This is a genomic window from Rhodothermaceae bacterium, assembly GCA_009838195.1.
Lineage (GTDB): Bacteria > Bacteroidota > Rhodothermia > Rhodothermales > Bin80 > Bin80.
This window is the reverse complement of record VXSC01000047.1, coordinates 17,147-42,736: the sequence shown is the minus strand read 5'-3', so window position 1 is coordinate 42,736 and position 25,590 is coordinate 17,147. Positions and strand designations below refer to the sequence as shown.

Here is a 25,590-nt window from a genome sequence, read left to right as displayed (position 1 = left end):
GGTAACTACTTTGGTGTTGGCATATCGGCTCCGACATTTTCGCGCCAGTCCCTGAGGTTCTCATGTAGCAGTTTGACCTTTTCGGGTAGTTGGTTAGCCATATCGGTGGACTCTCGTGGATCTTCGCGCAGGTTGTAGAGCTCCAGTGCACCATTCTCGAAGAATTCGATCAGCTTGTAATCTCCACTACGTATCGCTCCAGCCGGTGTCGTACGCCACGGTCCGGGTATTCCCCTTGGCGCCTCAAGGTATGCCGGAAAATGCCAGTAGAGGTTCCTCGCTGCCAGATTGCCAATTCCAGAGAAAATCGGGACGAGACTTACTCCATCCATATTGTGTGCCGGGGGCTCAGCACCAGCTATCTCCAAGAGGGTAGGGTAAAAATCAATTCCAATTACAGGGGTGCTATCCAACCGCCCGGGTGTGATTATTGCTGGCCATTTTACAGCCAAAGGGACGCGAATTCCGCCCTCGTACAACATTCCCTTGTAGCCTCTGAGCGGCTGATTGGACGTGGCTTGGACAGCTCCACCATTGTCAGAATAGAAAACAACCAGTGTATTTTCGGTCAGCCCCAGCGCTGCAATCTGCTCTAACACGCTACCCACACTCCGATCAGTACTCTCAATCATGGCAGCATATGTAGGATTTTTTTGATCTCCATCGGGTGCTTTGCGCTCATACTTTGCTATAACATCTGCCTGCGCCTGTATTGGAGTATGCACCGCGTAGTGAGACAGATACAGGAAAAACGGTCCTTCTTTGTTCTGCTCAATAAATGTGATGGCCTCGTTTGTGAGGCGATCCGTCAGGTATTCACCGTCAGGGCCATCGGCAAGTTTTGGATTATTATAGGGCGGAAAGTATCCTCCGCGTGGCGATCCACTTTTGTATCCGCCAACATTTACATCAAAACCCTGGTCTTCGGGATGAAACCCCGTGTCTCCGAGATGCCATTTTCCGAAGTGGCCGGTAGTATATCCTGCATCGCCTAACGCCTCAGCTAGAGTCGTATAATGGAGCGGTAGATTTTCTGTGTTCGGAACGGGAATCATACGGCGGTCTTCTTCTTGGCCCCGTTCGGAGGTCCCCACCGTGTAAATCTTATGTCGTGGTGTGTACTGCCCGGTCATCACAGAGGCCCTACTCGGGGCACAGTTGGGGGCATTTGCGTAGGCTTGCGAAAAAATGATCCCCCGACTTGCAAGCTGGTCTATGTTTGGTGTTTCGTAGTAGGTACTGCCGTTGAATCCAACATCCGCCCATCCTAGGTCATCGATGTAAATGAAGATGATATTGGGTTTCGCTGACTCGCTCAGCTTCTCCTTAACTAATCCCGCACTGCCCAGAAAGCACAGACCAAGAAGAAGGACGACAACGCCTTGCGTATTCGAATGCATTCAATCCGTTCGGGGTTGGCAGAAATAAATCTGAGACGAGGTCTTAGCAATCGTTGATACGTACCGTGCCATCGCGTTGACGAGCCAGTTGTGTCTCACTTGCCGGAGTAACTAATTGTTGAAAACCGGCCCTTTTCTACTGCGACTAGTCCCTCTGGAACCAAATATACAGGCTACTTTGGATCCCACCCAATGAGCAACTTCGCCTCAATATACAAACGCCTAAGATCTCGCACATGCTATATGTGCTGAGAGATATCTAGTAGTTTATTCTTCGTCCGTAAGCATCTGATACTGAGCGAGAGGTGGCGGGTGAAAAGAGAAATTATTGTCATCCCAATACAATTTGAAACCGCTCTCGAATGCCTTGTTTATATCTGCATAATGCTGATCCTCGTTTCCTAGCTCTCGGTGTATGAGGCCTCTAAGGTAGTAGACCTGGGCTATTTGCTTGAAGCCGTTTTCTTGGCTGCCGTCTCCATGAAGGCAGATGGCTGTATTGCAGTCAGCTAATGCCTTGACTAGATCACCACATGAGTATAGTTCGTGCGCCCGATTGACGTATATCCCAATGCATTCAGGATCCAGTTTGATGGCCTCTGTATAGTGATGGATAGCTGAGTCCAAATCTCGGATGGCTGAATACGCCACCCCACAATCCACATGTGCTCCTACTTTTTTGTAGTTATCTGTAATGTCGTCCAACCTCTTTAACCAGAAATCCGTAGTCCGGTTGGCATTAAAGTACTTTGAAGCCGAGTTGGCTTGGGAAAACCCAGGGAGGTCGGCGAAAAGATTTTCTTCGTGGATGTCATGTTCGTTCTGTAATTCCCTCAATAGCTCTTCCTTGGCCCGTTTGGCTATGACACATTTCCTGAGGCGGAAAGGCGCAACGAATGGAACATCTATAACGAACACCGATTGCTGGGAGAATGCTCTTCCCGGGATGTTCTTCGGCTCCCACACGTAGGGCGGATTTTCCCACATGTTTGCAGGACCATAGAAATAACTCAGGGCATCGTTAGCCCGCACGTCCAATTCGTCAATCTTTCGCAGATCCGCCCGTGGCAAGACATAGACTGCTCCATCCTTATCAGGGGATCCTTGGCTGGCAAACCAGAGTGCCTTTAAGGGATCCAGTGTGAAATCAATTAGGCCCGTAGCGGCTCCGAAATGCTGCAACTGGGCGAGGACGTGAAGTTGAGTGCATCCTGGAGGTAGTTCGGCACAAGTACCTACGTATCGCGACACTTCACTAAGCAAGCTATGCAAGTATCCGACCAGTGCTTGCTGAATAGGGCCATTTTCCAGATTCTTGTTCTGACTAGCTACGAGCCTGCGTACTGCAGAGCAGTCTACTCTCCAACTACTGTCAGCCTGACCACGGTACAGAAACTCGCCAGAGGGAGTACCATTTGCTGCAAGGGGGAGGCAATCGAGAAATTCTTGAACCGAGTGAATAGCCATAAGGTTAGAACTGTAGTTCGCGCCTTTGCAGGCATCATTTTGAGCAATTAGATCCGCTGAACTGAGACTTGGGCACAAAGTTCGTGGCGGAATGTCGGTATCCTGCATACAATCCGCTGCCATCGTCCGCCTGATCCATTGCCGGGCTTCATTGCCCCCGGTCCTAGTGCCTCCATAATCTTGCAATGGATCATATCCTCTCGCACGTTCCGTCGAATTAACTAGTTCCCGAGGAATACTACTGCTTAGGGCTGACCTCTGTTTTTCCCGTGAGATCGTCTAACGGAACAGTCCCTATGAAACGGAATTCGTACAGCAGCCACCACAGGATGCCATTATTGCAGGGAGTCCTACCGCGCGCTGACGCAATACCGAATGCAGGATAATGACAATTGTGCCATTATTGCACGGAGTCCTGCCACTCTAGCACAACTCAGGCTCTGGCACAGTTTTTGACGCAGCCCACCTTGGGAATGTTTTAATCAAATGGTACTAACTATGGCTAAACAAAGAAGGACAAGTAAGGAAGTAGGCAAGGCCGCCTCAAAGGCTCTCAGAAGCAAGAAGACTTCAAAAACTGGTAAGAAGATAGCGGGAAGCGCATTGTCGCAACGTGCCCCCAAAAAAGGCAGGAAGGGCAAGAAGTAGTTCGTGTGTTCTGCATGACACAGAACTGCGAAGGAAAGATTGAAGGAGCTATGTTCTACCCCCTAACACGGGTACGACGACAAAGGCAAGTGTAATGGATGCTAATATAAAGGACGCTGTTTGGCCGAAAGCACGCGAAATACCCGGATATAGTCCCTTGATTTTGCGACTGGATGACTTCGGGCGTGTGATTCGGTATGCAGATTATGGAAGCAGGAGATCACAATGGGGATGGGAAATCGATAATGTGATTTCGCAATCTCAGGGAGGAACAAACCATTTATCCAATCTTCGCCCACTTCATTGGTTATCTAACCTTAAACGTGGGACACAGTTGGATTACATGATCAGCAAGGTAGATCACAAGCCCTGCCGTTCCCCGTTCGGGCATACGGGTAAGTATGCGCCAACACAAGCGCGGATCGCGAAAGACCTGGGAAAGAGCGAGAACGCGGTCAAGAAGGCTATCCAGCGACTGAAGAAAGCCGGCATAATCGGCTACATGCCGGAAACCCATTACGAGGAGGTAGAGGGCCGCACGTCCAAACGCACACGCGTTCGCGACTATTGGTTATGTTGCGGATCGCTTTACGAGTATGCAAACCCGAAAAATGGCAAATCGGGTTCGATGGCCCCCTTATCAAACGGATCAATTTTTCCCAAAAATATAGCCGGTGCAGAATCAAAAAAACAAAAAACGGCTAATAGGATGACGTCCGTAATGCTCCAAGACGTTGGGCTGCGCGACATGAAACATGTGATCGACATTGCAAACAAGCACGATTACAAGTTCGGGAGCGACGGAACGGTCGAAACGTGTGTGGACTGGCTGGAAGAGAAGCACATATTTGATGCACGCGCAATAAAAGTCGTCCTGACGGCCCCGAATCAGTCTTACACGTACCTGAACGAGAACATGAATCGCATGAATGGCCGCAGATTGACACTGGGGCTGATAGGATGACTGAATGAAACCATGAAAAACAACGATTATGTGATCTGCATACGGCGTGGGGGTGGCGCCTATACGGTGTACGACTGCGAGGGGACGCTTGAAGCGAACGGGCATAAACACGCGCCGCAGCGGTTTCTGCTGGCGTTGGGGGACCCGTATAAAATCCTGCGTGTTGTGCCAGTGCGTGGGGGTAGCACGGTAACTTCGAAGGCGGATGCAGTTGTGTTCCGCAAGGCTACACAAGAGACGTACAGAGCTTTTTTTGACCTGGAACCCAAGCAAGTTCCATACCCGCTGACTGACGAGCTGCGCGGCAAGCAATATGCGCGGAAAAGTGCGCCGTGTGAGAAAGGGAAAAGAGGTGCGGCAGCATAACACCAACACACTAACTAAAAGCCGAGAGGTCGGCAAGCAACATGAAAGAACTCTATATGTGTATTGATGGGTCGTTTGAGCGAATCCCAAAAGCCCAGTATGGCACTAATGAGGACGCTGCGGCTTTTCTATTGTGGAATCTGAGGGGCAAGGATAACGGATGTATCAAGTGCGAGATTAAGCCCGTTGGACGTTCATCGAGCAATCCAGAGGAAATGTCCAAGCACCATAAGTATCTGTTCAAAGTTTTTGTACCTCCTTACCGTACTCATGCCGTGCTTCCTGACATAACTATGGAGATTAAGCACTTTTCAGTAATCCCTGGTGATGATGATGCAGTGGCGGTGCTTGATGGCAAGGTTAATGATCTTCGCAAGGTTAAGATCGAACGGGAGGAAACAGAAAGGGCTAAGCGTGAGGCCAATTCGTCCAAGGAAGAAAGGCAAAGGTTAGAAAAGTATAGCCAAGCTGCGGGCGGTAAAAAGGTATCACGTACAAAGGATGGCGGATTAAAGATCGGATGATGCTCCGGGACCCTGCATCCGGGTACAAAAGACAGGAACCCCAGAAGGATGTCGCCATAAGTAAGGTGAAGGAATAAACGCTTTTTACTATGGATTTCTTACCTGACACGTTTTGGGAGTTAGTGGTTGCAGTGTTCGTTCTGATAGGGGCGGTGGTTGCAGTGAAGGTCGGTTTTACCTTCAACATAAATCAGTGGCAGGAGTCAAAGCGGAAACGGCTCAAAGAGAAGCTACAGGCAAAATGTCCGCATGCGGTTCCTATAAAGGAAGGGGGGAACCTGGGGCTCGAGTCAAGTTTCTTGAGTCCTTCTGGAACAACCGCGTGGGAGTGCCGGAGGTGTGGTGTGGTAACGTATGATATGCGTGGTGCTACGCATATGCTGGAGAGGTACGCCAACAACCCAGAACAGTACATCAAACAGGAGAAGGCATTTCTCAAGGCTCACAAGAAATTGTATGGATGAAGCGGGGGGCTTGCGTAGTGGATTCGGTGGGCTTGGAGCTGCCAGCCACCGGATATATAACTTTGTTGTGTTTGATCCTGTGGAGACCAGACTGAATACCCTCATCGAGACCGGGCGCGATGCGCCGCAGAAGGCTCGGGACGTTTCCGGAGAAAGGGAACACGGCAGTTCGCAAGAGGGGACACAGAAACGGGATGCTCCGTCCAGTCCTGCGTATCGGATTGAGCGTGAGGCCGAGGATGTGGTCCTCCGTCTTCCAAAGGGGGCATCCCCGGAGTTTACACAGGATGCCCGGCGTATCGGAGGGATCCATCAGTGGCACAGGGGCGAGTGGTGCTTTCCGTGTTCGGAACGGGAATCATACGGCGGTCCTCTTCTTGGCCCCGTTCGGAGGTCCCCACCGTGTAAACCTTATGTCGTGGTGTGTACTGTCCGGTCATCACGGAGGCCCTACTTGGGGCACAGTTGGGGGCATTTGCGTAGGCCTGCGGAAAAATGATCCCTTGGTTTGCAAGCTGGTCTATGTTTGGTGTTTCGTAGTAGCTACTACCGTTGAATCCAACATCCGCCCACCCTAAGTCATCAATGTAAATGAGGACGATTTTGGGTTTCGCTGGCTCGCTCCGGTTCTCCAGAACTGATTTTTCTCCCGCACTACCCAGAAAACACAGGCCAAGAAGAAGGATGACAACGTTTTGCGTATTCAATTGCATCCAATCCCTTTGGGGTTAGCAGAAATCGAAATGATACGAGGTCTCGGCGTTCGCTGATATGTACCGCACCATCGGGGTGACGGGCCAGTTGCGCCTCATTTGTCGGAGTATCCGGTTGTTCGGAAACCAGCCTTCTACATTGCAACTAGTCCCTCGAAAACCAAATATACAGGCTATTTTGGATCTCGCCTAACGAGCGAATTCATCTCAATATGCAAACGCCTAAGGTCCCTCACATACTAAATGCGCTGAGGGATATTCAGCGGATTGTTCTTCATCCGTGAGCATCTGATACTGAGCGAGATTTGGCGGGTGAAAAGAGAAGTTTTCGTCATCCCGATGCAGTTCGTACTCTGATGAGGCTGTCACCTCATTCGCTAAATGAGTTGACGCTGAGTACTGAAGAACTTTTCAACTGAAAACGCTCATATTCAGTCAGTTTGGTCACGAAATCTGATAGCTGACTTTCCATCACCTCGTGCTCTTCTAGAATCAGATGAGGATGAATATCCGAACGGCTGGACTGGTTAGACACAAGGTCTTCAATAGCCTTACGGAATCGAATCGTTCTGGGCAGTCTTGAAACGTGCCTATCATTGCACATTTTACCACCTTAACAAGAAGTACCAGAACCGCTGCGTAAAGCAATTTGCAGGGAAGAACGATCTCCGGGACCACGATACGATTGATCAAATGTCTATGACCGTACGAGGGATGGACGGGAAGCGGTTGAAGTTCAATGGCTTTTATTGGTAATAGTATTGCTATTCTCAGGGTTTTATTCCTTTTTGATCAAGCCCAAACGAATTTCAAAGGGATTACATACTTGCGCACGCATAAAGATTCCACGGGGTGGGTCAGTCAGATTTTTTTGACTTTTTCCCTTTTCTGATCAATTTCAGGCGCATTAAATCAGAGTCATCCCAACCTATGTCTGAAAGTATTTGCTTCAACAGCTTAGGCTTGTAGGTTTTCTTTGGGTGGTAATGTACAACAACTCTACTCGGTGCAAGAGGGGCTCCTCTGTTTTTTGTAAACCCAATAGTGGCACCTCTGGAATGCTCTTGTTCCCATCCATCGCGCTTCAGTGCGCGTATGATCTTTTCCGCTGTGATGTTTTTGACTTGTCGCCAAGCATCATGGGAGATGGCCATGAAACGGATATTTCTTTGGTTATAGGTTTCTTGTAGTTGTGAACCTTAAAATGTGGCCCTTCAGGAAATGGTTCTCCATGCGCAACTAAAGAATCCAAATATACATGAATTCCGTCTTCGACATTTTTTAACGTTTCCTCTATTGTGTCGCCACCAACGTGCAACCCTTTAAGCGCGGGTGCATACGCGTAAAAACCGTCACCGTCTTCCTCGATTCGGACAGTAACAGTTATTTCCTGTATATCCTGCTTTTTCATTTGTGATTCCCGAATTGTTCCTATGGCTGCATAATATGCGGGTGCGCGTCAACGTTCCACCGCGCTCCTGACTCTTTTTGCGTTTAGTTTCTTGTGACTTGTCAATATGCTCTAGGATCGAGGCTATGTGAAAACTAGCTAGACTCCCCATTACAGTTTTTGCACTGTGAATGAGATTGAGCAATTTCCAAGTCTTGATTAGCCTAGATCATTCAGCCGAGAGAGGAATTGATTGCTGAATGTAGAATGAAAACCCTCCTCATTTTCATTAGGGCCTCCGCCCGGTTGGTGTGCGCTTATGAGGTACAATGATAAGAAACAACTTAGATTGTACCACAATTTCTCTCGATTCTATACAGAAAGTTGCAAAAAGTTGCGCAGTGTTGTGTAATTCGACGATACATTTTCATCTTAAAGATTCCGACACGTCGGGTTGGTTGCCGAATAAATTGGCCGCAAACAAGCGTGGATTCCGCTACCGGTGCTGGTGAATAGGCGAGGTTTCTCTTGGCCGTATCCATCCTGGGCACAGGGTTTGTGGGGTGATAATGTCCAGCCCGTCACCTGTTCGGGCACAATCTACTTCACACCAAATTGAGACCTGTAATGGATTTAACAATAGACCCAGTTGTATTCCACTTACTTATTGTGTTGCCGACACTTGCCACTTTAGCCATCGCCAAGACGCAAGGCCGCAATCTAATCAGATGGAAAGTCTTTGACCTAATCTTTGGGCTGTTTGCTGCGAGATGTGTGGATCACGCGCCGTATCACGCTCGCCATGAATACCGTCTTGATGCATAGGATTCGAAGATGATCCTGGTTGGATGGCCGTAGTTGACTTTTACCGCAATTCCAGTCATTGTCGTTTATCATTTCCCTCGATTAAATATTGTAGGCAGATCGAGACGTGCAAGAATGATCAAATCGGGATCATTGCCATTTATTGGTGCGGAGACGTAATTGAGGATCGTGGGGAACATGGAGTACAAGTCTTTGTATTCCCAAATAGTTCTGCCCAATTACACAACAACCGAGAGTGCGCCATGTTTGGACTTGGACCTATGGAAATAGCCATCATACTTCTGATTGTTTTGGTGTTATTCGGGGCCAAGCGTATCCCTGAAGTAGCACGCGGACTCGGGAAAGGAATCCGGGAATTCAAGTCGGCCACGAGCGAGATTAGCCGTGAGCTGACCGTTGAAGACCGTCCCCCCGCGTACCGTCCTCCGGCACAGCAGAATCCTCCAGGCTACGTCCCCCCATCCCAGGAGCAGGAGCCTGCTACGGCAAATCCTACGCCTGAACCTTCTAAGTAATTTTTCGGCCTTGGCACGTCCTAGGAACCGCACATGGCTTTGCCGTCGTTTGCCGATTGTAGGAGTGCCTTACTCGAAAAAAGGACCAGTTGTGCGGAGATTGCACAGCTCGCCTTGGACACAATTCAGGCGAAGAATCCTTTACTGAATGCGTTCACGCATGTAGACGCTGAGACTGTACATCAATCAGCGGAAACGATCGATCGGGCATTCGCCCAGAGAGAGAGTTTACCATTGATGGGGCTGGTGCTTGGTGTGAAAGATGTATTGAGTACGACTGAATGGCCGGTAACCTGCTCCTCAAAAATTCTCGAGGGATACCACCCCCCATTTGAGGCTACTTCGGTTGCCAGACTTCGTAGCGCTGGCGCACTCCTTATCGGGCGTACGAATTGCGATGAGTTTGCAATGGGCGCGACTACCGAATATTCTGCGTACGGCCCCACGCTGAACCCCCATAACCTGGAGTACGTCTCAGGAGGATCGTCGGGAGGATCTGCCGCTGCCGTTGCCGCCGGGATGTGTCATGCTGCATTGGGTACAGATACAGGAGGATCCGTACGCCAGCCAGCAGCTTTTTGTGGAGTTCTGGGACTGAAGCCAACGTATGGACTGGTGAGCCGTTACGGTCTGGTTGCATTTGCATCTTCGTTTGACTGTGTTGGTACTTTTGCCGACACTGCCGAGGTTGCCTCAAAGATTCTCTCACATATGGCGGGCAGTGATCCGAGTGATGCTACTTGTATGGGCCAGTCCTATTCCGATGTGAATTTCTCGGAGGAGCAATCCATTCGAGGATTACGGATCGGTTTGCCAAAAGAGTATTATGGTGAAGGACTTGATCCAGAGGTCAGGAAACTTGTTGATCAGACTGCGAGCACCCTGGAATCAGAAGGAGCAAATCTAGTACCAGTGTCGCTGCCTCATACAGAGTATGGGGTGGCAGCGTATTATATTCTCACAGCGGCAGAAGCATCCAGTAATCTATCCCGCTACGATGGAGTCAAGTATGGGCTTCGATACTCAGATGAAGGTCACTCCCTTGAAGACATGTATACAGGCACCCGAAGCAGTGGATTCGGATTTGAAGTGAAACGGCGGGTCATGTTGGGTACGTACGTACTTTCAGCCGGTTACTACGATGCATATTATGGGAAGGCGCAGCGTGTTCGTAATTTGATTCGCAAGGATTTTGATGAGGCATGGCAGAAGGTTGATGTGCTCTTAACTCCCGTAAATCCGGCGGCAGGAATGCGGGTTGGACAACGGGACAAGGATCCTCTCCAGCTGTATCTTAGCGATGCCTATACGGTGACAGCAAATTTGGCGGGGATCCCTGGGATATCCATTCCTGTGGGGAGTACAACGAAGGGGCTGCCCGTAGGGGTGCAGTTGTTAGGGGCACCATTTAGCGAATCAACCCTGCTCTCTACCGGTAAGGCGATTATGGATTTACGATAACGTGCATTCTTCGAATACATTGAATCAGAAGATTAATTAATGAGCATTTTAATTGACAACAACACAAGATTAGTCGTGCAGGGATTTACGGGCAAGGAAGGATCATTTCATGCAGAGCAGATGATCGAATATGGTACGACGGTGGTTGGAGGGGTAACTCCAGGCAAGGGAGGGATGCAACACTTGGGTCGTCCAGTCTTCAACACGGTCCGTGAAGCCGTTGCTGCCGAAGGTGCCAATACCTCGGTCATATTTGTTCCTCCCCCATTCGCCAAGGATGCAATCATGGAGGCGGCGGAGGCAGGGATAGGATTGATTGTATGTATTACCGAAGGAATTCCTGTGAAGGACATGGTTCACGCGTTCCATTACGCAGAGTCCAAGGGCACCCGTCTTGTTGGACCGAATTGTCCGGGTCTATTAACTCCTGGGCAGGCCAAGGTGGGGATTATGCCGGCAATGATTTTTGCTGAAGGACCCGTAGGTGTGATTTCGAGGTCTGGAACCTTGACGTATGAGGCCGTTGATCAGCTCACCCGTGAGGGATATGGTCAAAGCACAGCGATTGGAATTGGCGGAGATCCAGTTATTGGGACTCGTTTCATAGACGCATTACAACTGTTTGAAGAGGATCCCGAAACTGCCGCCGTGGTTCTCATTGGAGAGATTGGAGGAACGGATGAGGAGGATGCAGCGGCGTACATCAAGGCTCATATAAGTAAGCCCGTGGTCGCATTCATTGCCGGTGCAACCGCTCCTCCAGGGCGTCGAATGGGGCATGCAGGGGCCATCATTGCAGGTGGTAAAGGCACGGCCGAAGATAAATTTGCAGCACTTGAAGACGCAGGGGCCCATATTGTCCGTAACCCGGCGCATATCGGAGAAGCGGTTCGAAGTACGGGGATTTGAGTGCATGATCCATGGAGGTTCGGCACATCACTTTTGTCAAGAGTGCGGAAAACCTGACACAGATGCCAGGTGAGGGGCTGCCTGAGGTTGCCTTCATTGGGCGTTCCAACGTTGGGAAGAGTGCTCTTTTGAATATGTTGTGTCGGAGAAAATCTCTGGCACGAATCAGTGCAACTCCAGGCAAGACGCAGACCTTTAATTTCTATGAGGTAAACCACGAGATGTATTTCGTGGATATCCCAGGCTATGGTTATGCAAGGGTGAGCAAAAAAGCAAGGGCGCAATGGAGGAGAAATATTGTGTCATACCTCACACAGCGCGTTTCACTACGGGCTGTGCTCCATCTGGTGGATAGTCGCCACCCACCCACGGACTTGGATAAGGAAGTCATGCTGCTTTTGCGTGAGACGCGTGCAGAACGTTTTTTGGTTCTTACGAAGGCGGACAAGTTGTCTGGAAATACAATTCAACGGAGTATTCGAACGGCACAAGAGACTCTGAGCGCGCATGGGACAGAACTACCGATCATTGTAACGTCTGCCGTTGACCGAAGGGGACGGAAAGAGTTGCTGAGTCGAATTGCAGATGCAACAGTGACGGATTCGTAAGTTCTGAAAGGGGAATTGCAGCAAATGGGTCCCACGGGAGACTTAACTTTTTCATATGTTTAATAAGGCATCCGCAAGCACACTGTGAATTTAGCATGAAAAACGCACTCATGAAAATCAGATTTTTCGCGATTCTCGTGCTTTTCTCCATGGTTTCGTTAGCCACTACATATGCTCAAACAGGTTATCTGACCAAATCTGTATCAATCCAAGCAGGACTTAGTTTATCAACGGTCACCACACCGGACGAGTTCGAAGATTTGGAAGATTTGGTTGATATAGGTTACGTAAGTGGGGTTAACGTACGAGCGTCAGTTTATTTGCCTATTCGAGGCAGGTTGGGCACGCAGTTGGGATTTGGTTGGATGCAGAAGGGGTTCTCTTTGGAGATTGAATTATCTGACTTATTTGGTGATTTTGCTGGATATTACTCTGATTATGAGTTTCCTGATATTTCCAGTACCACTGATTTCAGAATTAACTACCTTTCAGTCCCTGCTCTTTTGCAGTTTAACCCAATATCCAAGGTACGTCTCCTGGCCGGCCCCGTACTCTCCTTTGCTCTAGGTTGTAATCTTGAGAGTATTCTTGAGGCTGATGGTGAGGAGGAGCGTGAGTCTGTTGATTGTGGTGATGATATAGAGCTGGAGACAGTAGATGTATCCATCAGGGCTGGAGCAGGCGTGGATATACCCGTATCCAGTGCATTCTCCGTATCTCTTGATGCGGTTTATGACTTAGGAATGAGGAATTACGACAAGGAGGGTGATGATTCAAAAAACCGAGGGTTTGCGATTACAGCTGGCGTGAGTTTTCCATTAGGAAGGTAATCTCTGGTGGATCATACTTCGTTTTCCAGTAATAGTAAAATCCACATGACCATCTTTGGGGAAGCCATATTTGGTGATCCCTCTTCGCTCTTCATATGATCGGTACTCGCATGCAATCAGCGATGGTGTTGATGTCTAAGCTCCGGGATGCCCGCCGAACAAATGGTTCTTGCGGAAGACCCAGCTTCTTCAAACACTCCCTGGAGCACTCCCAACAAACCTTTCTAGGATGAAAAACATGCTCGCGAAAACCAAATTTTTCATTGTTCTCGTGCTGTTCTCAGTGGTTTCGGTTGCCACACATGCTCAAACAGGTTACCTCACCAAATCTGTGTCAATCCAGGTGGGACTTAGTTTATCAAAGATCACCACGGATCGCGTAGATCCTTCATATAATCCAAGTTACAGAGGTGGATTTAACACACGAGTATCCATTTCTTTGCCGATCTCAGACAGAATGGGGGCACAGTTGGGACTCGGCTGGATGCAAAGGGGATACTCGGTGGATATAGTACGAAGTGCGGAAACGCTACTTCCTGAAAATTCCCCTGACGGTATATATATCAGGTCTAGAGTAGACTACCTTTCGATCCCCGCTCTATTGCAGTTTTACCCTACATCCAGTAACGTTATACACGTCTTGGCTGGCCCCGTACTCTCTTTTGCTTTGGGTTGTAGTTTAGAACTTGAGACTGAGCTTCATGGATTTGTGGCTGAGCGTTACTCTTCTGATTGTACAGATGGTGGCACAGAGATAGAGACTGTAGATATATCCATCATGACTGGAGTAGGCGTGAATATACCCGTATCCAGTGAATTCTCAGTGTCTCTCGATGCGGTTTATGATCTAGGAATGATTGATACTACGACGGGTATTGAATCGAAAAACCGGGGGTTTGCGATCACAGCTGGCGTGAGCTTACCGTTAGGAAAGTGACTTCTGGCGGACCATTTCCGATCTTCCAGTAAGAGTAATATCGGTAAGGTCATCTTGGGGGAAGCCATATTTGGTGATCCCTCTCCCATGCGCTATGATCAGCATTCCCTTGTGATCACCGATGATGCTGATGTTTATGCCCCCTGGCGCGCGCAGTTCGGCCACAACGTGCACCTCTTTACCAATCTCACCAAACGAGCGGTAACCGGGTATTGGCTCTGTCAATAATTCTAGCCGCCAGCCAAATATCCGATGTATTCCCTAGCTCGGTGGCGATCCCCATTCCTTCGGTACAACTCCGCCAGATACCGGAATAACGCATTTCGTTCATCCTGGTCAAGTGTATCTATGCGCGCTTCCGCCATGTGCGCATACCGGATGGCCGCATCCAGGTTGTTTCTCAGAAGAAGCGCTGCATCAAATGCAGCTCTGGCCGCGATCTGTGCATCCAGAGATGCGCACTGCAATAAATAGGCGAGGGCGCCCCGCAGGTCTCCCCCACGGCGTAGTTGCTGAGCAAGATTGTATGTCATGACCGCATAATCCTCTGCGAGTTTTTTCTGGTGTGGATCTTCTCTCACCAACGCTTGCATCAAACGGACTGACTGCTCCTCTGAACCGGAGGCATATCTAGCCAGTGCCAACTGGTGGCGTACTTGTATCCGAGCATCTGGATTCTGAACACCCTCAAGCAAATCCAGCAAACCGTCGGCTGCTTTTTCTGGATTCACAGAAACTTCGCTGAGGAGAACATCAAAGCGTTTGCGAGCAGTCAGATTTCCATCATCCCAGGCCAACCAGATGCTGTCCGCATGAATGAGTGCACGCTCTTGTTCAGTGCGCTGCCAAACCTGTGCACTGCTTAATGATGCACGTGCAAGAAAACTACGGTTGGCTACTACAAACGCCCGGCTAGCACGCACATGGTACGCAAACAGAGCCGCCGAATCCGGGGCCGCCCTTAGCCCCATCTCCGCATCGTCCAGGGCAACCTGTGCAGCACGCTCCCATAAGGCTCCAGCAGTCATCCCCGATGCTTCAGTCGGTATCTCTTCCTGTGCCGCTGCTAAAAGTGCGATGTAATCATGCCGGTCCTGATTCAACATAACCAGACGTTGCAATACGCGAAGTTGCTCCTGGATTGCGCCAGTCTGCTGGAATCGCTCCGCCAAAGTTTGGTACACACGAGCCAGCCACTGCCTTGCCTCGTCATCGAATGCGTCTGCTTCAAGTGCTTCTTCAAACTTCGCTGCAGCATTTTTGAGTAGTTCCAGTGCCTGTAAGCTGTCGGTCTCGGAGTATTGCTCGAGTAGATCCACCCCCGCGTGAAATAAAACCAGTGCTCTGGCCGTATCCCGAACCTGTGACGCAAGTGCTGGTGGTAGGAGGCTGTCCGCAAGAGCGGCCAGCTTCCTACCTTCCTCCGCCGCACGTGCGGCTGCTTCGGCATCGCGTGCAAAAGACGCTTCGGCGAGCTGCCAAGCCATCTGAATCTGCGTACTGTCTACCCCGGGTAGCATGGGACTGGCAGGTTTAGGAGGCTCCACAATCCTTGGTGGCACACTGCAGCCAGCGACAAGGAGCACTAGCGTAAAGGAGAAAATTCTCATTGCAATGTCAGTCGCAACTTGTCCCACCACGCGAGAAATACATCGTAATGAGCTGTCGCTTCGCTACTGGAGGCCGCGCGCTCCTCCGAGGTGATTCCGGTGATCTGGCCACCACTCCGGCGGGCTACACCCACCCGAAACCGCCGCCCATCACGCTTAAAACTCGGATCCACAACATAGTAGGTTGCATGGCCTCGAACGATCACAACATGCAACTCTTCCGATGGCATACGAGCCATCAGATAAATTTCCCAGGGTTCGCCCTCATATTCCAGGAGAGCGGTTGCACTCAGATTCCCTGGGTGATACCCCACATGGCGCTTGATTCCAGGAGGGAGATCCGATTCCGTAACCCGGATCCACCGGATGATCTTTTTTGCTTCTTCAGTTTTCAGGACGCGGTTTGCATGTAAGGGACGTTCGATTCCCAGAGATATACTTGGAGGATCTGATCTTCCGGTCACCTCGGTTGCTGCACGAGGTGCCTGGCGCAGGCTCTGTTGTATTCCGGCACGTTGCGATGGAATTAGTGCCGAAGAGATGTGTGAAACCCTTGCAGTCACAGCCACCGATGTCCCATCGATGTTTCTGTGTGCAGATTCTAATAGGATTTCTTTCTGTTGCAGTTGCAAAGTAGTCGGGAGTACGCGCTGGGTTGGAGCAGAAACCGATCGCTCCGACTGGATGGACTCTAGTATTCGGGGAGTCCGCCTTCGGAGAGCGGGTGTCGCCGGTTTGGTCACGCTTGGTGGGGCAGATGAAGGGAGGCGGGTTACAGATGCAAAGCTCTCTGTCAGTGACAGCTGTTGCAGTTTTGGCGGCTGACTTCGCAGCTCCACCCAAGTGGCAATCAATCCCAGTATAAAGAGGAGGGCGGCTGTCATGCCGCACGCAAGCAGTCGTTCCTGTGTTTTGATTTTCATGGTTGTAATGGTTCAATCTCGCACGGATGTGCAGCTCTTCTGCAATGATCCAGCAGGGTTACCACCTGCTGCACGGTCGCTGTTTCCACGGGGGCAAGCAAGTATCGCATGGCTGCGTGCTGTTCCATGCACGTGGCAAGCTCCACGATACTTGCTGTCTTGCAAAGTATTGCTGATCGATCCAGGCGCGTTAGCATTCCCTCCCAATCCTGATTAAATACCACACGGGCAGTTACCACCTCCTGAGGGCTTCCGGGTTTTCCGGGAAGGGGGACCTGTAGCGTGGGGTTCAGCTCTGCGACGGATAAAAACGCAAGCAACAGCAATAGACCTAGGTCTATGAATCGAAGAAAATGTCCACTGCTCCGTTTCATGGTGCACCTCCCTGCCTTTGCCGCACTCTGAATGCGGCCTGACGATTAAAATGTCTTGCGGCGGCGTGTACCGCGAGCAATCTGACCGCGGGTGCCCGTGCATCTGCGATGAATTCCACCTCAGCAGGCCACTGGTCCAGAAGACTCTCGAGCTCTTTCAGGGTGATGGATGCTCCGTCCTGGGTATGGATGCTGCCGTCTGGTGCAATACCGATCTGCATTGGCGCCAGGAGCACCCCGTCCTCTTCAAGTTCATTGGTGAACGGGGGATCAAGCCCTGTTGTCGTAAAGCTGGCAGCAGCCATCAGACTCAGTAGTAATAGAAGCGTGATATCTACCAGTCGCACAATCAGGGACCCGTTCATACATCTTCCTCGGAAAGAAAAAGCACACGACTGCGCACTTTTTGTGCCCATACCTGAGCAGATTCGATATAGCGGCTCACATGGCCGTGCATCAGTGTCTCAAAGAATTCCAGCAGGATGCTGGTCACAATGCCCAGAAGCGTAGAGACAACCGCGATGGCGATTCCTGCAAAGATGGTTTGGGGATCGCGTGTGCCCGCAGAGAAGAGCGCATAAATCCCAACCAGCGTACCCAGTAGGCCGAGTCCACCGGCGGTGCTGGAGCAGTAGTTGATGATCCGTTGTGTCCGTTGATATGCAGTATGTGCTGCAGTCGCTACATCGCTGACTTCCCGCCCCATGGCTTCGGGATTGCGATGCAGTTGCAGCATTCCTGAAAGAAGTCGGGTATAGAGGCTGTCCGCGGCGCTACGCTGCGCATTTGCCAGTGCAGTGTAAGAGATGGAATCCAGACGTAACTGCATGAGTGGACGCGCAGCCAAATGATCCCGAACAAGACGTACAACCCGAAGCATTAGCACGATTAGTCCGGCGGTCAATACGGCCAAAATTGGCCACTGGAAGCCCCCCGCCTGGCTGAATAGCTCAAGAATCGAAAAGGTCTGTATCTCCTGTGAAAGAAGCGTTGAATCCTGCAAAGTTTCTGTCATGAGTTTTGGTTGATGAATTATGTTACATGAAAATGTCGCGTAATGGCTGCCAAATGCTGGTCGCATCGCTATGGGATTTTTTCCAGATCAATTACAACATGAAGTGGGTCGATGCCAACTTCGATCATTTTTTCGGCGAGCGGGTCTTGGTCTAGGATATCCACGACGGTGAGGGTGTAGTGTCCAGGGCGTAAATGCAAAGCAAACCCGCCATCTCGATACACATCCGTCACTTCTGACTGGTTCAGAAAGATTTTGAGTCTGAGCGGTGTTCGATCTAGTCCGGTGATCTTTCCCACTACCGGGATCAGTCGCTGCATCGGGACGTGGATGATCTTGCTCCGCCCCGGATCCGCCGTAAAGCTGAACTCCAATCCCGTGGCAGGGTGAAGGGCCGGATCCCGAATGGATGCCTCCAGGATGCGGACTTGGTAGCGCTGATAGGGCTCCAGATAAGCCACATACAGCGCGCCTGTTCGAAGGCGTGACCATCCGCCCTGATAGAGCTCTGCATCAATATGGGACAGGATCGGCTCGGCGGGGTCCTGTAAGCCGTTCCCGTTGATGTCTTCAAAGATTCGAAGTTCTGTGGCACTTTGCTGATGACCGTATGGGGCAAGCCTCACCGTTTCCCAGAGATGCACGCTCCCCTGAATCTGCTGCGAATTAGAGATTCCGTGCGTATCCCGACGCCCCCGGGCAAACAGGCTCCCAAACGGTGATGAGATCTGGAGACTGAGACTACCGACTACCGTTTGATGATCGGCATCCCATCCCACACGAAATTCCAGGGATGGCCCCCCAAGGGTCAGAATTCCCTCCACGCCATAGGCTTTTTGGATATAGTCCTGTGTCGCAAATCCCATGATTCGAAGCTGTGGGAATGCCCAGCCTGTGGCAAAGCGCCAGCGGTGATGCGTTTCTTTTTCCACATGGTGCAGCCGGTCAACATCCCAGCTGGCTTGCATGAGCAGTCCGCTATAGGCATGAAGCCAGACTTCGGGGTGCAACGATAGACGCTGCCCCCATTCGGAGAAGGATGCCAAAAAGGATGATCGTGTGCCTCGGAGCAGTACACTGACCGGGCCTTTACTGGCTGATGCGTTCACATGCAGGTTCTGGAGTTGACGCCGCCAGCCATCAAGATGAACCATGACCTGGCCCCCTGAGCGCCACAGTTGGAGCGTGGTCAGCCAGTGTGCAGATGGGATCTGCACTTTGGTATCAGCCACCAGGAACGTGATCGGATTCATCGTGAAGCCGATAGATGCCTCTGGGTGTCTGCCATGCAGCGCCAGTGCACTCTGGAGTGTCAGTCTCGGGTGTACGCCATACTGTAGATCCAGGGCAGAGTGTTCCTCACTGGCACGCAGTTGATAGAATACTTTGCCGGGTGGCACAAGAGAGGTTGGTGTGAAGAGATAGTGATGATCCGATTGCATACGCCGTCCTCCGAGCGGCTGGGTGCGTACTTCCAGTTTTGTGGTTCCGTACCATGCGGGGGTGCTCAGTTCATAGTGTCCTTCGGCATCCGCTTGTACCTGATCCACCACCTCGCCGCTGACGACCGCCTGGACGAGTGCATGCGGGGCAGACTGCCCGCGAAGATTCTGTACGCGGTGTAAGCGCTGCCTTGCCAATGGCATATTCGTGATGGAGACTCCGACGAATCCATTTGCATCACGTCCCATTTCGATCTGGGTCAACCACGTTCGCTCTGGCCAGTCATACCGGTAGACCCATGAATGACCCCGATTCAGATCTGCTTCGATGCTCCCATGCAAAACACTGCCGGTGAGTCGGAGGGAGGGATGAATTCCAAATGCATCCCGGCGTAGCTGCCAATTGACCATCATCCCGCCCCACACGCTGCGTGTTCGACCAAACAAGTGAGGTCCTGGGGCCTCGGCCCAGCTGCGTTGACGCGTTCGCAGCGAACGTACATCAAACGCAGTCGCGACTGAGGATGCAGTCAAATGCAGGCGGTTTTGATCAAAGTGCAACGCACTGCCAAGACGGTCCAGCACATCATCCATGAGAATCTTGCACGATGGGCCGGGTGAAGGGGAGCACGAAAACGCGTAGCGATGTAGCGCATCCAATGCTTCCAGTCCTGCTTCTGTACGCTGCACGGTGAACCCCAGAGCCGGAAAGAGCTCGCTGCCCTCCACGAGAAACTCCTCTCCGTCATACCATGCCCGGATCAACCGCTCGTTGCCGGGCAGTTCCAACAGAAGAGGCACTTCCATCAGCACCTGTGCGGTTGCCGTGCGCAAAATGGCGAACGCCAGCATGGCCCAGAGCATCCATTGCCGCATCAATACCAGTCCAGATCGATGGGACCCGGGACAATCAGGTGACGCTTGGTTGCCCGGGACAACCCGGTATAGTCCCCGTCGAATTGCAAATGCAGCGGACCTTGCTCAGGGAGCTCAGCCACCGGGATGCGTATCAGACGCGCTGTATAGACGGCGGACTCGGCTCTGCCAAGTTGCCGACCCTTCTGGATCACACGCACTCCTCCCATAAAGGGCCACCGGCTGTGATTCTCCAGGTACAGGTACAATTCGTCTGATGTACTCTTCAGGAAGCGGGCAGACAGAACCGGCACGCCTCTGCCCTGGAGATAGATCAAGGGCGCAACCAGGTTGTACACAATACTGAGTCCACTGGCCACAGAGGGGATCTGTCCGTCCACAATGGCACCCCGCTCTTGCATCGCGAAGTGCATGAGTGCAATATGCGCCCCCTCAGGGGCTTCCTGAATGCGATAGCGTACTGTCTGCTCCCCGCCCGCTGGCAGGATGCACCGGTCCGGGAAAAAGGTCAGATGTCGGGATAGATCTCCCAGCTCTCCGGCCTCTTCCAGCATCACTGCAGTGGTGGAGTCCGTGGAAGCAATCACCCCGTAATGGGCGCTGATGGTGATTTCTACTCCTTCCGTTCCCTGGTTGTACAATACGAACGCTCCGTAGGGCTGCTCATTGGTCACTACGGCATAGGCAGGCGTCACGCTGAGTGCGGCCTGGGCATGCACCTGACACAATGGCCATGTGCATACGATCAGCAAAGAGGGGAGTAGCCGCATCATTTTCTATAGAGGGGTAATTCGGACTGCGAGGTGCCCCGCATAGCGGCCCTGAGCAGTTCCCAGGAGGTGGACTGTCCCGCCAAAGCGGAGGGCTGCGCATCCGTCCTTGCCAAGCACTCCTGTAGCGGTCTGTCTCGTGGGGATGAGCATGAATGCTCCTTGGTTGCAGCCTCTGCTTTGGGCCCAGGATGAGGTAAAGCGGACCTCGTTGCGGGTTCCGGTCTGTTGGAGTGTGACCGGGGAATCAATACTCACTAGGAACCCAGCCCCGGCCGGGCCCTGCACGATCACTTCCCCCATCGCATGGGGGCCGCCCGCCTTATGGCTGGCAAGCCCGGTTGCCGGGTCCAGGGTAACTGCCCCTGCATCTGCGCGCTGCTGTGCGAAGTCCAGGTGGCTGCTACTGACACTCACGGTCAGCACTCTTGGAAGTACCTCCAGTTGCACCTGCATCGTGCCGCTCGTCTGCGCCTGAGCGGCTCCGGAAAAGACGGTTAGTCCCAAAAGGAGGTATCGCTTCATGTTCAATTGCAGGTTGCGGCCAGTGAGATTGTGCCGGTATAGGTCCCGTTCGCCTTACTGAGTGTGATGTCACCGACGGTGCCGCCAAACCTGAAAAAATGGGTAAATGTCGCCCCCGGGCCGCCGGAGGTTCCGCTGTACGAGGTGCCACTGACGGCGCTATAATTGCTGCTTGAGTTTGAGGATTGCGCCCATGTACCCGCGTAGGTTAAGCTGCTGCTGGAATTGGTCAGCGTGGACGGGAATGTCCGCGCTACGCTGTAGCTGGCTACATTGGATCCGCTCAAGCGTGCCTGCCCCACACTGCTGGAGCCGCTGACGGATAAAGTGCTGCTGGTTCTTGCACCCGTCTGGGCATTTATGACGATCAAGCCGGTACCGCTGCCCGGCTTCTCTACGGTGCCATAATTAAGATTGGAGACCCCAGAGATCGTGCATGACGGCGAGGGAGTGGAAAGGGAGATGGATGCCGTTACCGTAGTGGATTGCCCGAACATGGGAACGGCCCACCAGAGGTTCAGAACAAGGAATGTGATGATGGATCTCATTATTAGTTACAGGTCACGGTGATTGAAATTTGTCCGCTATACAAGCCGGGTGGTGTGTTCGTGGAGAGTCCCCGGATCCGGCCTCCGACACGAAAATGTCGTTCGAAGGGCTCTTCTGCAGATTGATGGAATGCCAATCCTGGAATCATCTTGAATGACCCGGTAGCCGCGATTGCCTGCTCCCATTGCCCTTCATAGGCCAGAGGAGTTCCCGGGCCGGTGATCTGGCTTGGAAAATCAATACTGACCATGTACTCCCAGGCATATTGCCCCGAGAGAGTGAATCGACCCGGCGTCTGGTATCTGTTAGACGATGGGGACAGGCGAAGCACCTCTTGCTGCCCCGTGACTGGGCCAAAGTCCACATGCTCCTGAATCACCAGTGCACAGGTGGCCTGCGGAACGCGGAGTTCGAGTCGCACCTCGGTATCCACGGCCTGTGCATAGGTAGGGGATGCTATCAGGATCACAAAAAGGATGGTATTCATTCGCATGGACGCGTACGGACCTGGCCCTCTTCGGCGTAGGTCTCAATGCAGCCTGTCGCATCCTTGAAGGCCATCACGACCGCCGGTGCCGCGAATCGGAATGTCTGCCAGAGCGTGTCCTGACTCACTGGGATGGACGGCTGTCGATAGCGCAGGGCTTCTGGGTCATAATTCCAGATTTCCAAGCGTACGCCGTGGGGATCCTGCGACATGCGCAAATCAAACGCATCTCCTTCATAATAGTGGGCTACCATACTGAGTACATCTCCAGTGAGTGCTGCGCGTGCATCCTGACGCAGATGGGCATCTAAGGGGATGCGCAGTGCTTCCTGACGTGTGGCATCAAGCCGGTAATCGGCGGCGATCTCCCATGATTTCATGGACGTTTGCAACAGGTGAGGCACATCACTACCGATCTCATAGGTCTCCATGGAGGGGTAGAGGATCACCAGGTCATTGGGGCCGAACCCATTGGCGGTCACATCCACGACATCCGCCTGATGGACGTGTCCGATTGCCGGAATCAGGAGCGCATCTAGCATCGCCCAGATCTGAGTACTATCGGTCAGCGTGGCGACCGGGCGTGTAAGTTGATCAAACTGCTGCGCGTTCGAAGCTTGCACAGTGCCGCATACAAGGAGAGTGGTTGCGAGTACTTTAATCATTTGACTCTGGTTTGAAGTGTTTGAAATCGTCCATCGGATGAATGAGGGTCAGTTGCAGAGGGACTTTTGTCAGCAGATGATTCCGCCAGTTCATCGGCTGGGGGAGTGGGATGTGGTAGGTGATCGAATAAGCAAAGCAGCGTAGCTGATCATCCTCGTAGAGCTGTACGGGCCGTGCGGCGAGGAATGCCTGTTCGAGGAGATCCTTAGTTGCCTGTAGGCGGAGGTTCAGAGCGTCGTAGTGATCCATGACCGCTCCGCAGCGCCCCGTCTTTTCGATGCGTACGAGGATTTCACGGGTCAGCAGGTCGGTCACGAGCTGTTTTGCGAGGGGGCTCGCCGCACTATCGCTCACAATGGCCCGTGCGACGACGGACGAATCATGCGCCGCACGAAGGTAGAGCTCCCCGGGTGTGGGCCTGTCTGTTGGCCTCCAAAACACCAGCACCAGTGCCACCACCAAAGTGCCCGCTCCACAATAGAAATACTTCATCTATATACATGTACTTAGTATGTAGCATGTATACTGTTTGATTTCTGCGGGGAATTATGATTGTTTGACGATTTTGACAAAAACCATCTGTGCCATTCGATCACCGTGAGTGGATATATACGTTGTGTTTTGGCGCTATACCCGAAAAAGGTCGTTCAGGAGGGGGAAACTGTGGGAATTGGGGGTGAAATTCGTATCACGCGACGCTACCAGTATCCTGTTCCGAGAACTGTACAGCTTATAAGCCACGGTTTGTCGTATAATTCCCAAAACGAAGGGTGGTATGTCATTCAGGATATGGAGACCATAGAGGAAAATGAGGTTCTGCCCGGCTGGTTAAAAAATTGATAGCATATGCGTACTTATCCCATCATCACTATTTTGGCAGTTGTAGTTTCCTGTCAAACTCCCGAATCACCAGTACCAATGGTAGAGCGAACGCACTTTGGCACGCTGCCGGATGGGGAAGAGGTCGAGCGTTTCCGGTTGCAGAATACTGCGGGCGCTGAGGCTTCAATCATCACGTATGGGGCGACCCTAGTTTCCTTGGCAACGCCCGATCGGGATGGTTTAATAGAAGATATTGTACTGGGATACGACTCGCTGGCTGGCTATCTTGAAGCAAACCCGTATTTCGGCTCGATTGTAGGCCGATACGCCAATCGTATTGCCGAGGGTGCCTTTACCCTGGACGGGGAAACCTACACTCTGGCTCGCAACAATGGTCCGAACCATTTGCACGGAGGTGTAAAAGGATTCGACAAAGCGAACTGGGAAGTAGAACAGATAATCGAAGACACGAACCAGGTGGGTGTATCCCTGAACTATGTCAGCACTGACGGAGAGGAGGGGTACCCAGGTACGCTTGAGGTACGTGTTACGTATCTACTCACAGAGGACAACAGGCTCATTGTTGATTACGAGGCAACGACCGATAAAGCCACGCCCGTCAATCTGACGCAGCATGCTTATTTCAATTTAGCAGGAGAGGGGTCGGTAGCGGATCACCATTTGACACTGGCTGCGAGTCACTACACACCAGTTGATTCAACGCTGATTCCAACCGGAGAAATTTTTTCTGTGGAAGGAACAGCGTTTGATTTTCGAGGAGGAAAAAGGATTGGGGAGCAGATAGATGACGATGATCAGCAGTTGCTATATGGGGGAGGGTATGACCATAATTTTGTACTTGATCGCGTATCGGGAGATCTGATACTAGCTGCAACTGTGCTGGAATCCGAGAGTGGCCGTATTCTCGAAGTTCATACTACCAAACCGGGGATGCAATTTTATACGGGGAATTTCCTGGACGGAAGCATTACGGGCAAGAATGGAGTACAGTATGGGCGAAGGTCGGGTTTTTGTCTGGAGACTCAGTATTACCCGGATTCACCGAATCAGCCAAACTTTCCGTCTTCGATTCTGCGACCAGGGGAGGTATATCAAACACAGACCGTGTTTGCATTCCGTGTAGAGGAGTAAGGAGTCTATCGGGGGACCTTGAGCACCCCCGATGAGATGGGGGAGGATTCAGGTAACAACGCCATTCGTTTATTGTACAGGCCTTCCTTACACTGTCTGAATACAGGGATGCGTCTTCATTGAACGCAGTGGTTGGATCACGAGGGGTATGCGGTTTCATAGCTGGATCTGTTCCAGCTGTGGGGGCGTTCGCTTCTGGTGTGCAAGGCGCTCACAACGGACGGGAACCAGCGGATTCCAGGCTTTGCGGAATGCGGTTCTCAGAATATGGCAATGTTTCCTCAGCCTGTCCCCACATTCCATTCCCCAATCGTTTCTGTAGTGTTACAAATTAGTTGGTATTTAGATATAAATTATA

At 51.6% G+C, this 25,590-nt stretch carries 31 protein-coding genes; 13 read left to right on the top strand and 18 right to left on the bottom strand.

Annotated features, from left to right (window positions below; translation table 11 throughout):
• Positions 1-5: 5 nt before the first annotated feature.
• Both F4Y64_10730 and F4Y64_10725 read right to left on the bottom strand, forming a co-directional pair.
• Positions 6-1,400, bottom strand: a complete 1,395-nt coding sequence (locus F4Y64_10730) for a sulfatase (protein ID MXX98073.1) — start codon at positions 1,398-1,400, stop codon at positions 6-8.
• Positions 1,401-1,667: 267 nt separating this feature from the next.
• Positions 1,668-2,990, bottom strand: a complete 1,323-nt coding sequence (locus F4Y64_10725) for an FRG domain-containing protein (GenBank protein MXX98072.1) — start codon at positions 2,988-2,990, stop codon at positions 1,668-1,670.
• A gap of 619 nt (positions 2,991-3,609) precedes the next feature.
• On the opposite strand from F4Y64_10725, the gene F4Y64_10720 reads away from it, so the two are divergent.
• From F4Y64_10720 to F4Y64_10705, 4 genes are all read left to right on the top strand, one after another.
• Positions 3,610-4,479 carry a hypothetical protein gene (locus tag F4Y64_10720; GenBank protein ID MXX98071.1) on the top strand — a complete coding sequence of 290 codons (870 nt, stop codon included), beginning with the start codon at positions 3,610-3,612 and terminating at the stop codon, positions 4,477-4,479.
• A 12-nt stretch (positions 4,480-4,491) separates the two neighbouring features.
• Complete coding sequence (locus tag F4Y64_10715; GenBank protein MXX98070.1) at positions 4,492-4,845, top strand: hypothetical protein; 354 nt, start codon at positions 4,492-4,494, stop codon at positions 4,843-4,845.
• A 41-nt stretch (positions 4,846-4,886) separates the two neighbouring features.
• The gene (locus F4Y64_10710; GenBank protein ID MXX98069.1) at positions 4,887-5,369 is read left to right on the top strand and encodes a hypothetical protein; all 483 of its coding nucleotides are present in this window, start codon (positions 4,887-4,889) and stop codon (positions 5,367-5,369) included.
• An 89-nt stretch (positions 5,370-5,458) separates the two neighbouring features.
• Positions 5,459-5,833, top strand: a complete 375-nt coding sequence (locus F4Y64_10705; protein ID MXX98068.1) for a hypothetical protein — start codon at positions 5,459-5,461, stop codon at positions 5,831-5,833.
• A gap of 278 nt (positions 5,834-6,111) precedes the next feature.
• Here F4Y64_10705 and F4Y64_10700 read toward each other — a convergent pair whose 3' ends face one another.
• A complete protein-coding gene (locus tag F4Y64_10700) occupies positions 6,112-6,546 on the bottom strand; it encodes a sulfatase-like hydrolase/transferase (GenBank protein MXX98067.1) in 435 nt (144 codons plus the stop codon).
• 99 nt (positions 6,547-6,645) lie between these two features.
• On the opposite strand from F4Y64_10700, the gene F4Y64_10695 reads away from it, so the two are divergent.
• Positions 6,646-6,789 carry a hypothetical protein gene (locus F4Y64_10695; protein ID MXX98066.1) on the top strand — a complete coding sequence of 48 codons (144 nt, stop codon included), beginning with the start codon at positions 6,646-6,648 and terminating at the stop codon, positions 6,787-6,789.
• A gap of 614 nt (positions 6,790-7,403) precedes the next feature.
• On the opposite strand, the gene F4Y64_10690 is transcribed toward F4Y64_10695, so the two are convergent.
• Positions 7,404-7,700: an addiction module toxin, HicA family gene (locus tag F4Y64_10690; protein MXX98065.1), complete on the bottom strand. Its 297-nt coding sequence runs from the start codon at positions 7,698-7,700 to the stop codon at positions 7,404-7,406.
• Positions 7,631-7,957 carry a type II toxin-antitoxin system HicB family antitoxin gene (locus tag F4Y64_10685; GenBank protein MXX98064.1) on the bottom strand — a complete coding sequence of 109 codons (327 nt, stop codon included), beginning with the start codon at positions 7,955-7,957 and terminating at the stop codon, positions 7,631-7,633. Before F4Y64_10685 ends, F4Y64_10690 begins: the two co-directional genes overlap by 70 nt.
• A gap of 606 nt (positions 7,958-8,563) precedes the next feature.
• Between F4Y64_10685 and F4Y64_10680 the strand changes: the two genes are divergently transcribed.
• From F4Y64_10680 to F4Y64_10650, 7 genes are all read left to right on the top strand, one after another.
• Positions 8,564-8,761, top strand: a complete 198-nt coding sequence (locus F4Y64_10680) for a hypothetical protein (protein MXX98063.1) — start codon at positions 8,564-8,566, stop codon at positions 8,759-8,761.
• Between the two features lie 242 nt (positions 8,762-9,003).
• Positions 9,004-9,276 carry a twin-arginine translocase TatA/TatE family subunit gene (locus F4Y64_10675; GenBank protein MXX98062.1) on the top strand — a complete coding sequence of 91 codons (273 nt, stop codon included), beginning with the start codon at positions 9,004-9,006 and terminating at the stop codon, positions 9,274-9,276.
• A gap of 33 nt (positions 9,277-9,309) precedes the next feature.
• A complete protein-coding gene (gatA, locus tag F4Y64_10670; protein ID MXX98061.1) occupies positions 9,310-10,737 on the top strand; it encodes an Asp-tRNA(Asn)/Glu-tRNA(Gln) amidotransferase subunit GatA in 1,428 nt (475 codons plus the stop codon).
• A 39-nt stretch (positions 10,738-10,776) separates the two neighbouring features.
• A complete protein-coding gene (gene sucD / locus F4Y64_10665) occupies positions 10,777-11,646 on the top strand; it encodes a succinate--CoA ligase subunit alpha (protein ID MXX98060.1) in 870 nt (289 codons plus the stop codon).
• Between the two features lie 11 nt (positions 11,647-11,657).
• A complete protein-coding gene (locus tag F4Y64_10660) occupies positions 11,658-12,254 on the top strand; it encodes a YihA family ribosome biogenesis GTP-binding protein (GenBank protein MXX98059.1) in 597 nt (198 codons plus the stop codon).
• Positions 12,255-12,349: 95 nt separating this feature from the next.
• Positions 12,350-13,084, top strand: coding sequence for a PorT family protein (locus tag F4Y64_10655; protein ID MXX98058.1), 735 nt, complete (start codon positions 12,350-12,352; stop codon positions 13,082-13,084).
• Between the two features lie 229 nt (positions 13,085-13,313).
• On the top strand, positions 13,314-14,021 hold the full coding sequence (locus F4Y64_10650) for a PorT family protein (protein ID MXX98057.1): 708 nt from the start codon (positions 13,314-13,316) through the stop codon (positions 14,019-14,021).
• Here F4Y64_10650 and F4Y64_10645 read toward each other — a convergent pair.
• From F4Y64_10645 to F4Y64_10585, 13 genes are read right to left on the bottom strand one after another with little or no spacing between them, the layout of a single operon-like run.
• Complete coding sequence (locus F4Y64_10645) at positions 14,010-14,246, bottom strand: hypothetical protein (protein ID MXX98056.1); 237 nt, start codon at positions 14,244-14,246, stop codon at positions 14,010-14,012. The genes F4Y64_10650 and F4Y64_10645 overlap by 12 nt on opposite strands.
• Positions 14,247-14,251: 5 nt before the next feature.
• Positions 14,252-15,631, bottom strand: coding sequence for a hypothetical protein (locus tag F4Y64_10640; protein MXX98055.1), 1,380 nt, complete (start codon positions 15,629-15,631; stop codon positions 14,252-14,254).
• Positions 15,628-16,554, bottom strand: a complete 927-nt coding sequence (locus tag F4Y64_10635; protein MXX98054.1) for a hypothetical protein — start codon at positions 16,552-16,554, stop codon at positions 15,628-15,630. The genes F4Y64_10640 and F4Y64_10635 overlap by 4 nt, the downstream gene beginning before the upstream one ends.
• Positions 16,551-16,928, bottom strand: coding sequence for a hypothetical protein (locus F4Y64_10630; protein ID MXX98053.1), 378 nt, complete (start codon positions 16,926-16,928; stop codon positions 16,551-16,553). Before F4Y64_10630 ends, F4Y64_10635 begins: the two co-directional genes overlap by 4 nt.
• Positions 16,925-17,293 carry a hypothetical protein gene (locus tag F4Y64_10625; GenBank protein MXX98052.1) on the bottom strand — a complete coding sequence of 123 codons (369 nt, stop codon included), beginning with the start codon at positions 17,291-17,293 and terminating at the stop codon, positions 16,925-16,927. The genes F4Y64_10630 and F4Y64_10625 overlap by 4 nt, the downstream gene beginning before the upstream one ends.
• Entirely contained in the window at positions 17,290-18,009 is a 720-nt protein-coding gene (locus F4Y64_10620; GenBank protein MXX98051.1) for a hypothetical protein, read from the bottom strand. The genes F4Y64_10625 and F4Y64_10620 overlap by 4 nt, the downstream gene beginning before the upstream one ends.
• A gap of 2 nt (positions 18,010-18,011) precedes the next feature.
• On the bottom strand, positions 18,012-20,261 hold the full coding sequence (locus F4Y64_10615) for a hypothetical protein (GenBank protein MXX98050.1): 2,250 nt from the start codon (positions 20,259-20,261) through the stop codon (positions 18,012-18,014).
• Positions 20,261-21,034 (bottom strand): hypothetical protein, encoded by a 774-nt coding sequence (locus tag F4Y64_10610; protein ID MXX98049.1) that lies wholly within the window; start codon positions 21,032-21,034, stop codon positions 20,261-20,263. Before F4Y64_10610 ends, F4Y64_10615 begins: the two co-directional genes overlap by 1 nt.
• 3 nt (positions 21,035-21,037) lie before the next feature.
• Complete coding sequence (locus tag F4Y64_10605) at positions 21,038-21,556, bottom strand: hypothetical protein (protein ID MXX98048.1); 519 nt, start codon at positions 21,554-21,556, stop codon at positions 21,038-21,040.
• Positions 21,557-21,558: 2 nt separating this feature from the next.
• Positions 21,559-22,104 carry a DUF4402 domain-containing protein gene (locus tag F4Y64_10600; GenBank protein ID MXX98047.1) on the bottom strand — a complete coding sequence of 182 codons (546 nt, stop codon included), beginning with the start codon at positions 22,102-22,104 and terminating at the stop codon, positions 21,559-21,561.
• Positions 22,105-22,106: 2 nt separating this feature from the next.
• Positions 22,107-22,598, bottom strand: coding sequence for a DUF4402 domain-containing protein (locus tag F4Y64_10595; GenBank protein ID MXX98046.1), 492 nt, complete (start codon positions 22,596-22,598; stop codon positions 22,107-22,109).
• On the bottom strand, positions 22,589-23,257 hold the full coding sequence (locus F4Y64_10590) for a hypothetical protein (protein ID MXX98045.1): 669 nt from the start codon (positions 23,255-23,257) through the stop codon (positions 22,589-22,591). Before F4Y64_10590 ends, F4Y64_10595 begins: the two co-directional genes overlap by 10 nt.
• Positions 23,250-23,750: a hypothetical protein gene (locus tag F4Y64_10585; protein ID MXX98044.1), complete on the bottom strand. Its 501-nt coding sequence runs from the start codon at positions 23,748-23,750 to the stop codon at positions 23,250-23,252. Before F4Y64_10585 ends, F4Y64_10590 begins: the two co-directional genes overlap by 8 nt.
• Before the next feature lie 354 nt (positions 23,751-24,104).
• On the opposite strand from F4Y64_10585, the gene F4Y64_10580 reads away from it, so the two are divergent.
• Positions 24,105-25,232 (top strand): galactose mutarotase, encoded by a 1,128-nt coding sequence (locus tag F4Y64_10580; GenBank protein ID MXX98043.1) that lies wholly within the window; start codon positions 24,105-24,107, stop codon positions 25,230-25,232.
• Positions 25,233-25,590: the final 358 nt, after the last annotated feature.

Bases quoted from the DNA above. Each gene is read 5' to 3' on its own strand.
- F4Y64_10730 (MXX98073.1), bottom strand. From the start codon at position 1,400: ATGCATTCGAATACGCAAGGCGTTGTCGTCCTTCTTCTTGGTCTGTGC.
- F4Y64_10725 (MXX98072.1), bottom strand. From the start codon at position 2,990: ATGGCAGCGGATTGTATGCAGGATACCGACATTCCGCCACGAACTTTG.
- F4Y64_10720 (MXX98071.1), top strand. From the start codon at position 3,610: ATGGATGCTAATATAAAGGACGCTGTTTGGCCGAAAGCACGCGAAATA.
- F4Y64_10715 (MXX98070.1), top strand. From the start codon at position 4,492: ATGAAAAACAACGATTATGTGATCTGCATACGGCGTGGGGGTGGCGCC.
- F4Y64_10710 (MXX98069.1), top strand. From the start codon at position 4,887: ATGAAAGAACTCTATATGTGTATTGATGGGTCGTTTGAGCGAATCCCA.
- F4Y64_10705 (MXX98068.1), top strand. From the start codon at position 5,459: ATGGATTTCTTACCTGACACGTTTTGGGAGTTAGTGGTTGCAGTGTTC.
- F4Y64_10700 (MXX98067.1), bottom strand. From the start codon at position 6,546: ATGCAATTGAATACGCAAAACGTTGTCATCCTTCTTCTTGGCCTGTGT.
- F4Y64_10690 (MXX98065.1), bottom strand. From the start codon at position 7,700: ATGGCCATCTCCCATGATGCTTGGCGACAAGTCAAAAACATCACAGCG.
- F4Y64_10685 (MXX98064.1), bottom strand. From the start codon at position 7,957: ATGAAAAAGCAGGATATACAGGAAATAACTGTTACTGTCCGAATCGAG.
- F4Y64_10680 (MXX98063.1), top strand. From the start codon at position 8,564: ATGGATTTAACAATAGACCCAGTTGTATTCCACTTACTTATTGTGTTG.
- F4Y64_10675 (MXX98062.1), top strand. From the start codon at position 9,004: ATGTTTGGACTTGGACCTATGGAAATAGCCATCATACTTCTGATTGTT.
- gatA (MXX98061.1), top strand. From the start codon at position 9,310: ATGGCTTTGCCGTCGTTTGCCGATTGTAGGAGTGCCTTACTCGAAAAA.
- sucD (MXX98060.1), top strand. From the start codon at position 10,777: ATGAGCATTTTAATTGACAACAACACAAGATTAGTCGTGCAGGGATTT.
- F4Y64_10660 (MXX98059.1), top strand. From the start codon at position 11,658: ATGGAGGTTCGGCACATCACTTTTGTCAAGAGTGCGGAAAACCTGACA.
- F4Y64_10655 (MXX98058.1), top strand. From the start codon at position 12,350: ATGAAAAACGCACTCATGAAAATCAGATTTTTCGCGATTCTCGTGCTT.
- F4Y64_10650 (MXX98057.1), top strand. From the start codon at position 13,314: ATGAAAAACATGCTCGCGAAAACCAAATTTTTCATTGTTCTCGTGCTG.
- F4Y64_10640 (MXX98055.1), bottom strand. From the start codon at position 15,631: ATGAGAATTTTCTCCTTTACGCTAGTGCTCCTTGTCGCTGGCTGCAGT.
- F4Y64_10635 (MXX98054.1), bottom strand. From the start codon at position 16,554: ATGAAAATCAAAACACAGGAACGACTGCTTGCGTGCGGCATGACAGCC.
- F4Y64_10630 (MXX98053.1), bottom strand. From the start codon at position 16,928: ATGAAACGGAGCAGTGGACATTTTCTTCGATTCATAGACCTAGGTCTA.
- F4Y64_10625 (MXX98052.1), bottom strand. From the start codon at position 17,293: ATGAACGGGTCCCTGATTGTGCGACTGGTAGATATCACGCTTCTATTA.
- F4Y64_10620 (MXX98051.1), bottom strand. From the start codon at position 18,009: ATGCGACCAGCATTTGGCAGCCATTACGCGACATTTTCATGTAACATA.
- F4Y64_10615 (MXX98050.1), bottom strand. From the start codon at position 20,261: ATGCGGCAATGGATGCTCTGGGCCATGCTGGCGTTCGCCATTTTGCGC.
- F4Y64_10610 (MXX98049.1), bottom strand. From the start codon at position 21,034: ATGATGCGGCTACTCCCCTCTTTGCTGATCGTATGCACATGGCCATTG.
- F4Y64_10605 (MXX98048.1), bottom strand. From the start codon at position 21,556: ATGAAGCGATACCTCCTTTTGGGACTAACCGTCTTTTCCGGAGCCGCT.
- F4Y64_10600 (MXX98047.1), bottom strand. From the start codon at position 22,104: ATGAGATCCATCATCACATTCCTTGTTCTGAACCTCTGGTGGGCCGTT.
- F4Y64_10595 (MXX98046.1), bottom strand. From the start codon at position 22,598: ATGCGAATGAATACCATCCTTTTTGTGATCCTGATAGCATCCCCTACC.
- F4Y64_10590 (MXX98045.1), bottom strand. From the start codon at position 23,257: ATGATTAAAGTACTCGCAACCACTCTCCTTGTATGCGGCACTGTGCAA.
- F4Y64_10585 (MXX98044.1), bottom strand. From the start codon at position 23,750: ATGAAGTATTTCTATTGTGGAGCGGGCACTTTGGTGGTGGCACTGGTG.
- F4Y64_10580 (MXX98043.1), top strand. From the start codon at position 24,105: ATGCGTACTTATCCCATCATCACTATTTTGGCAGTTGTAGTTTCCTGT.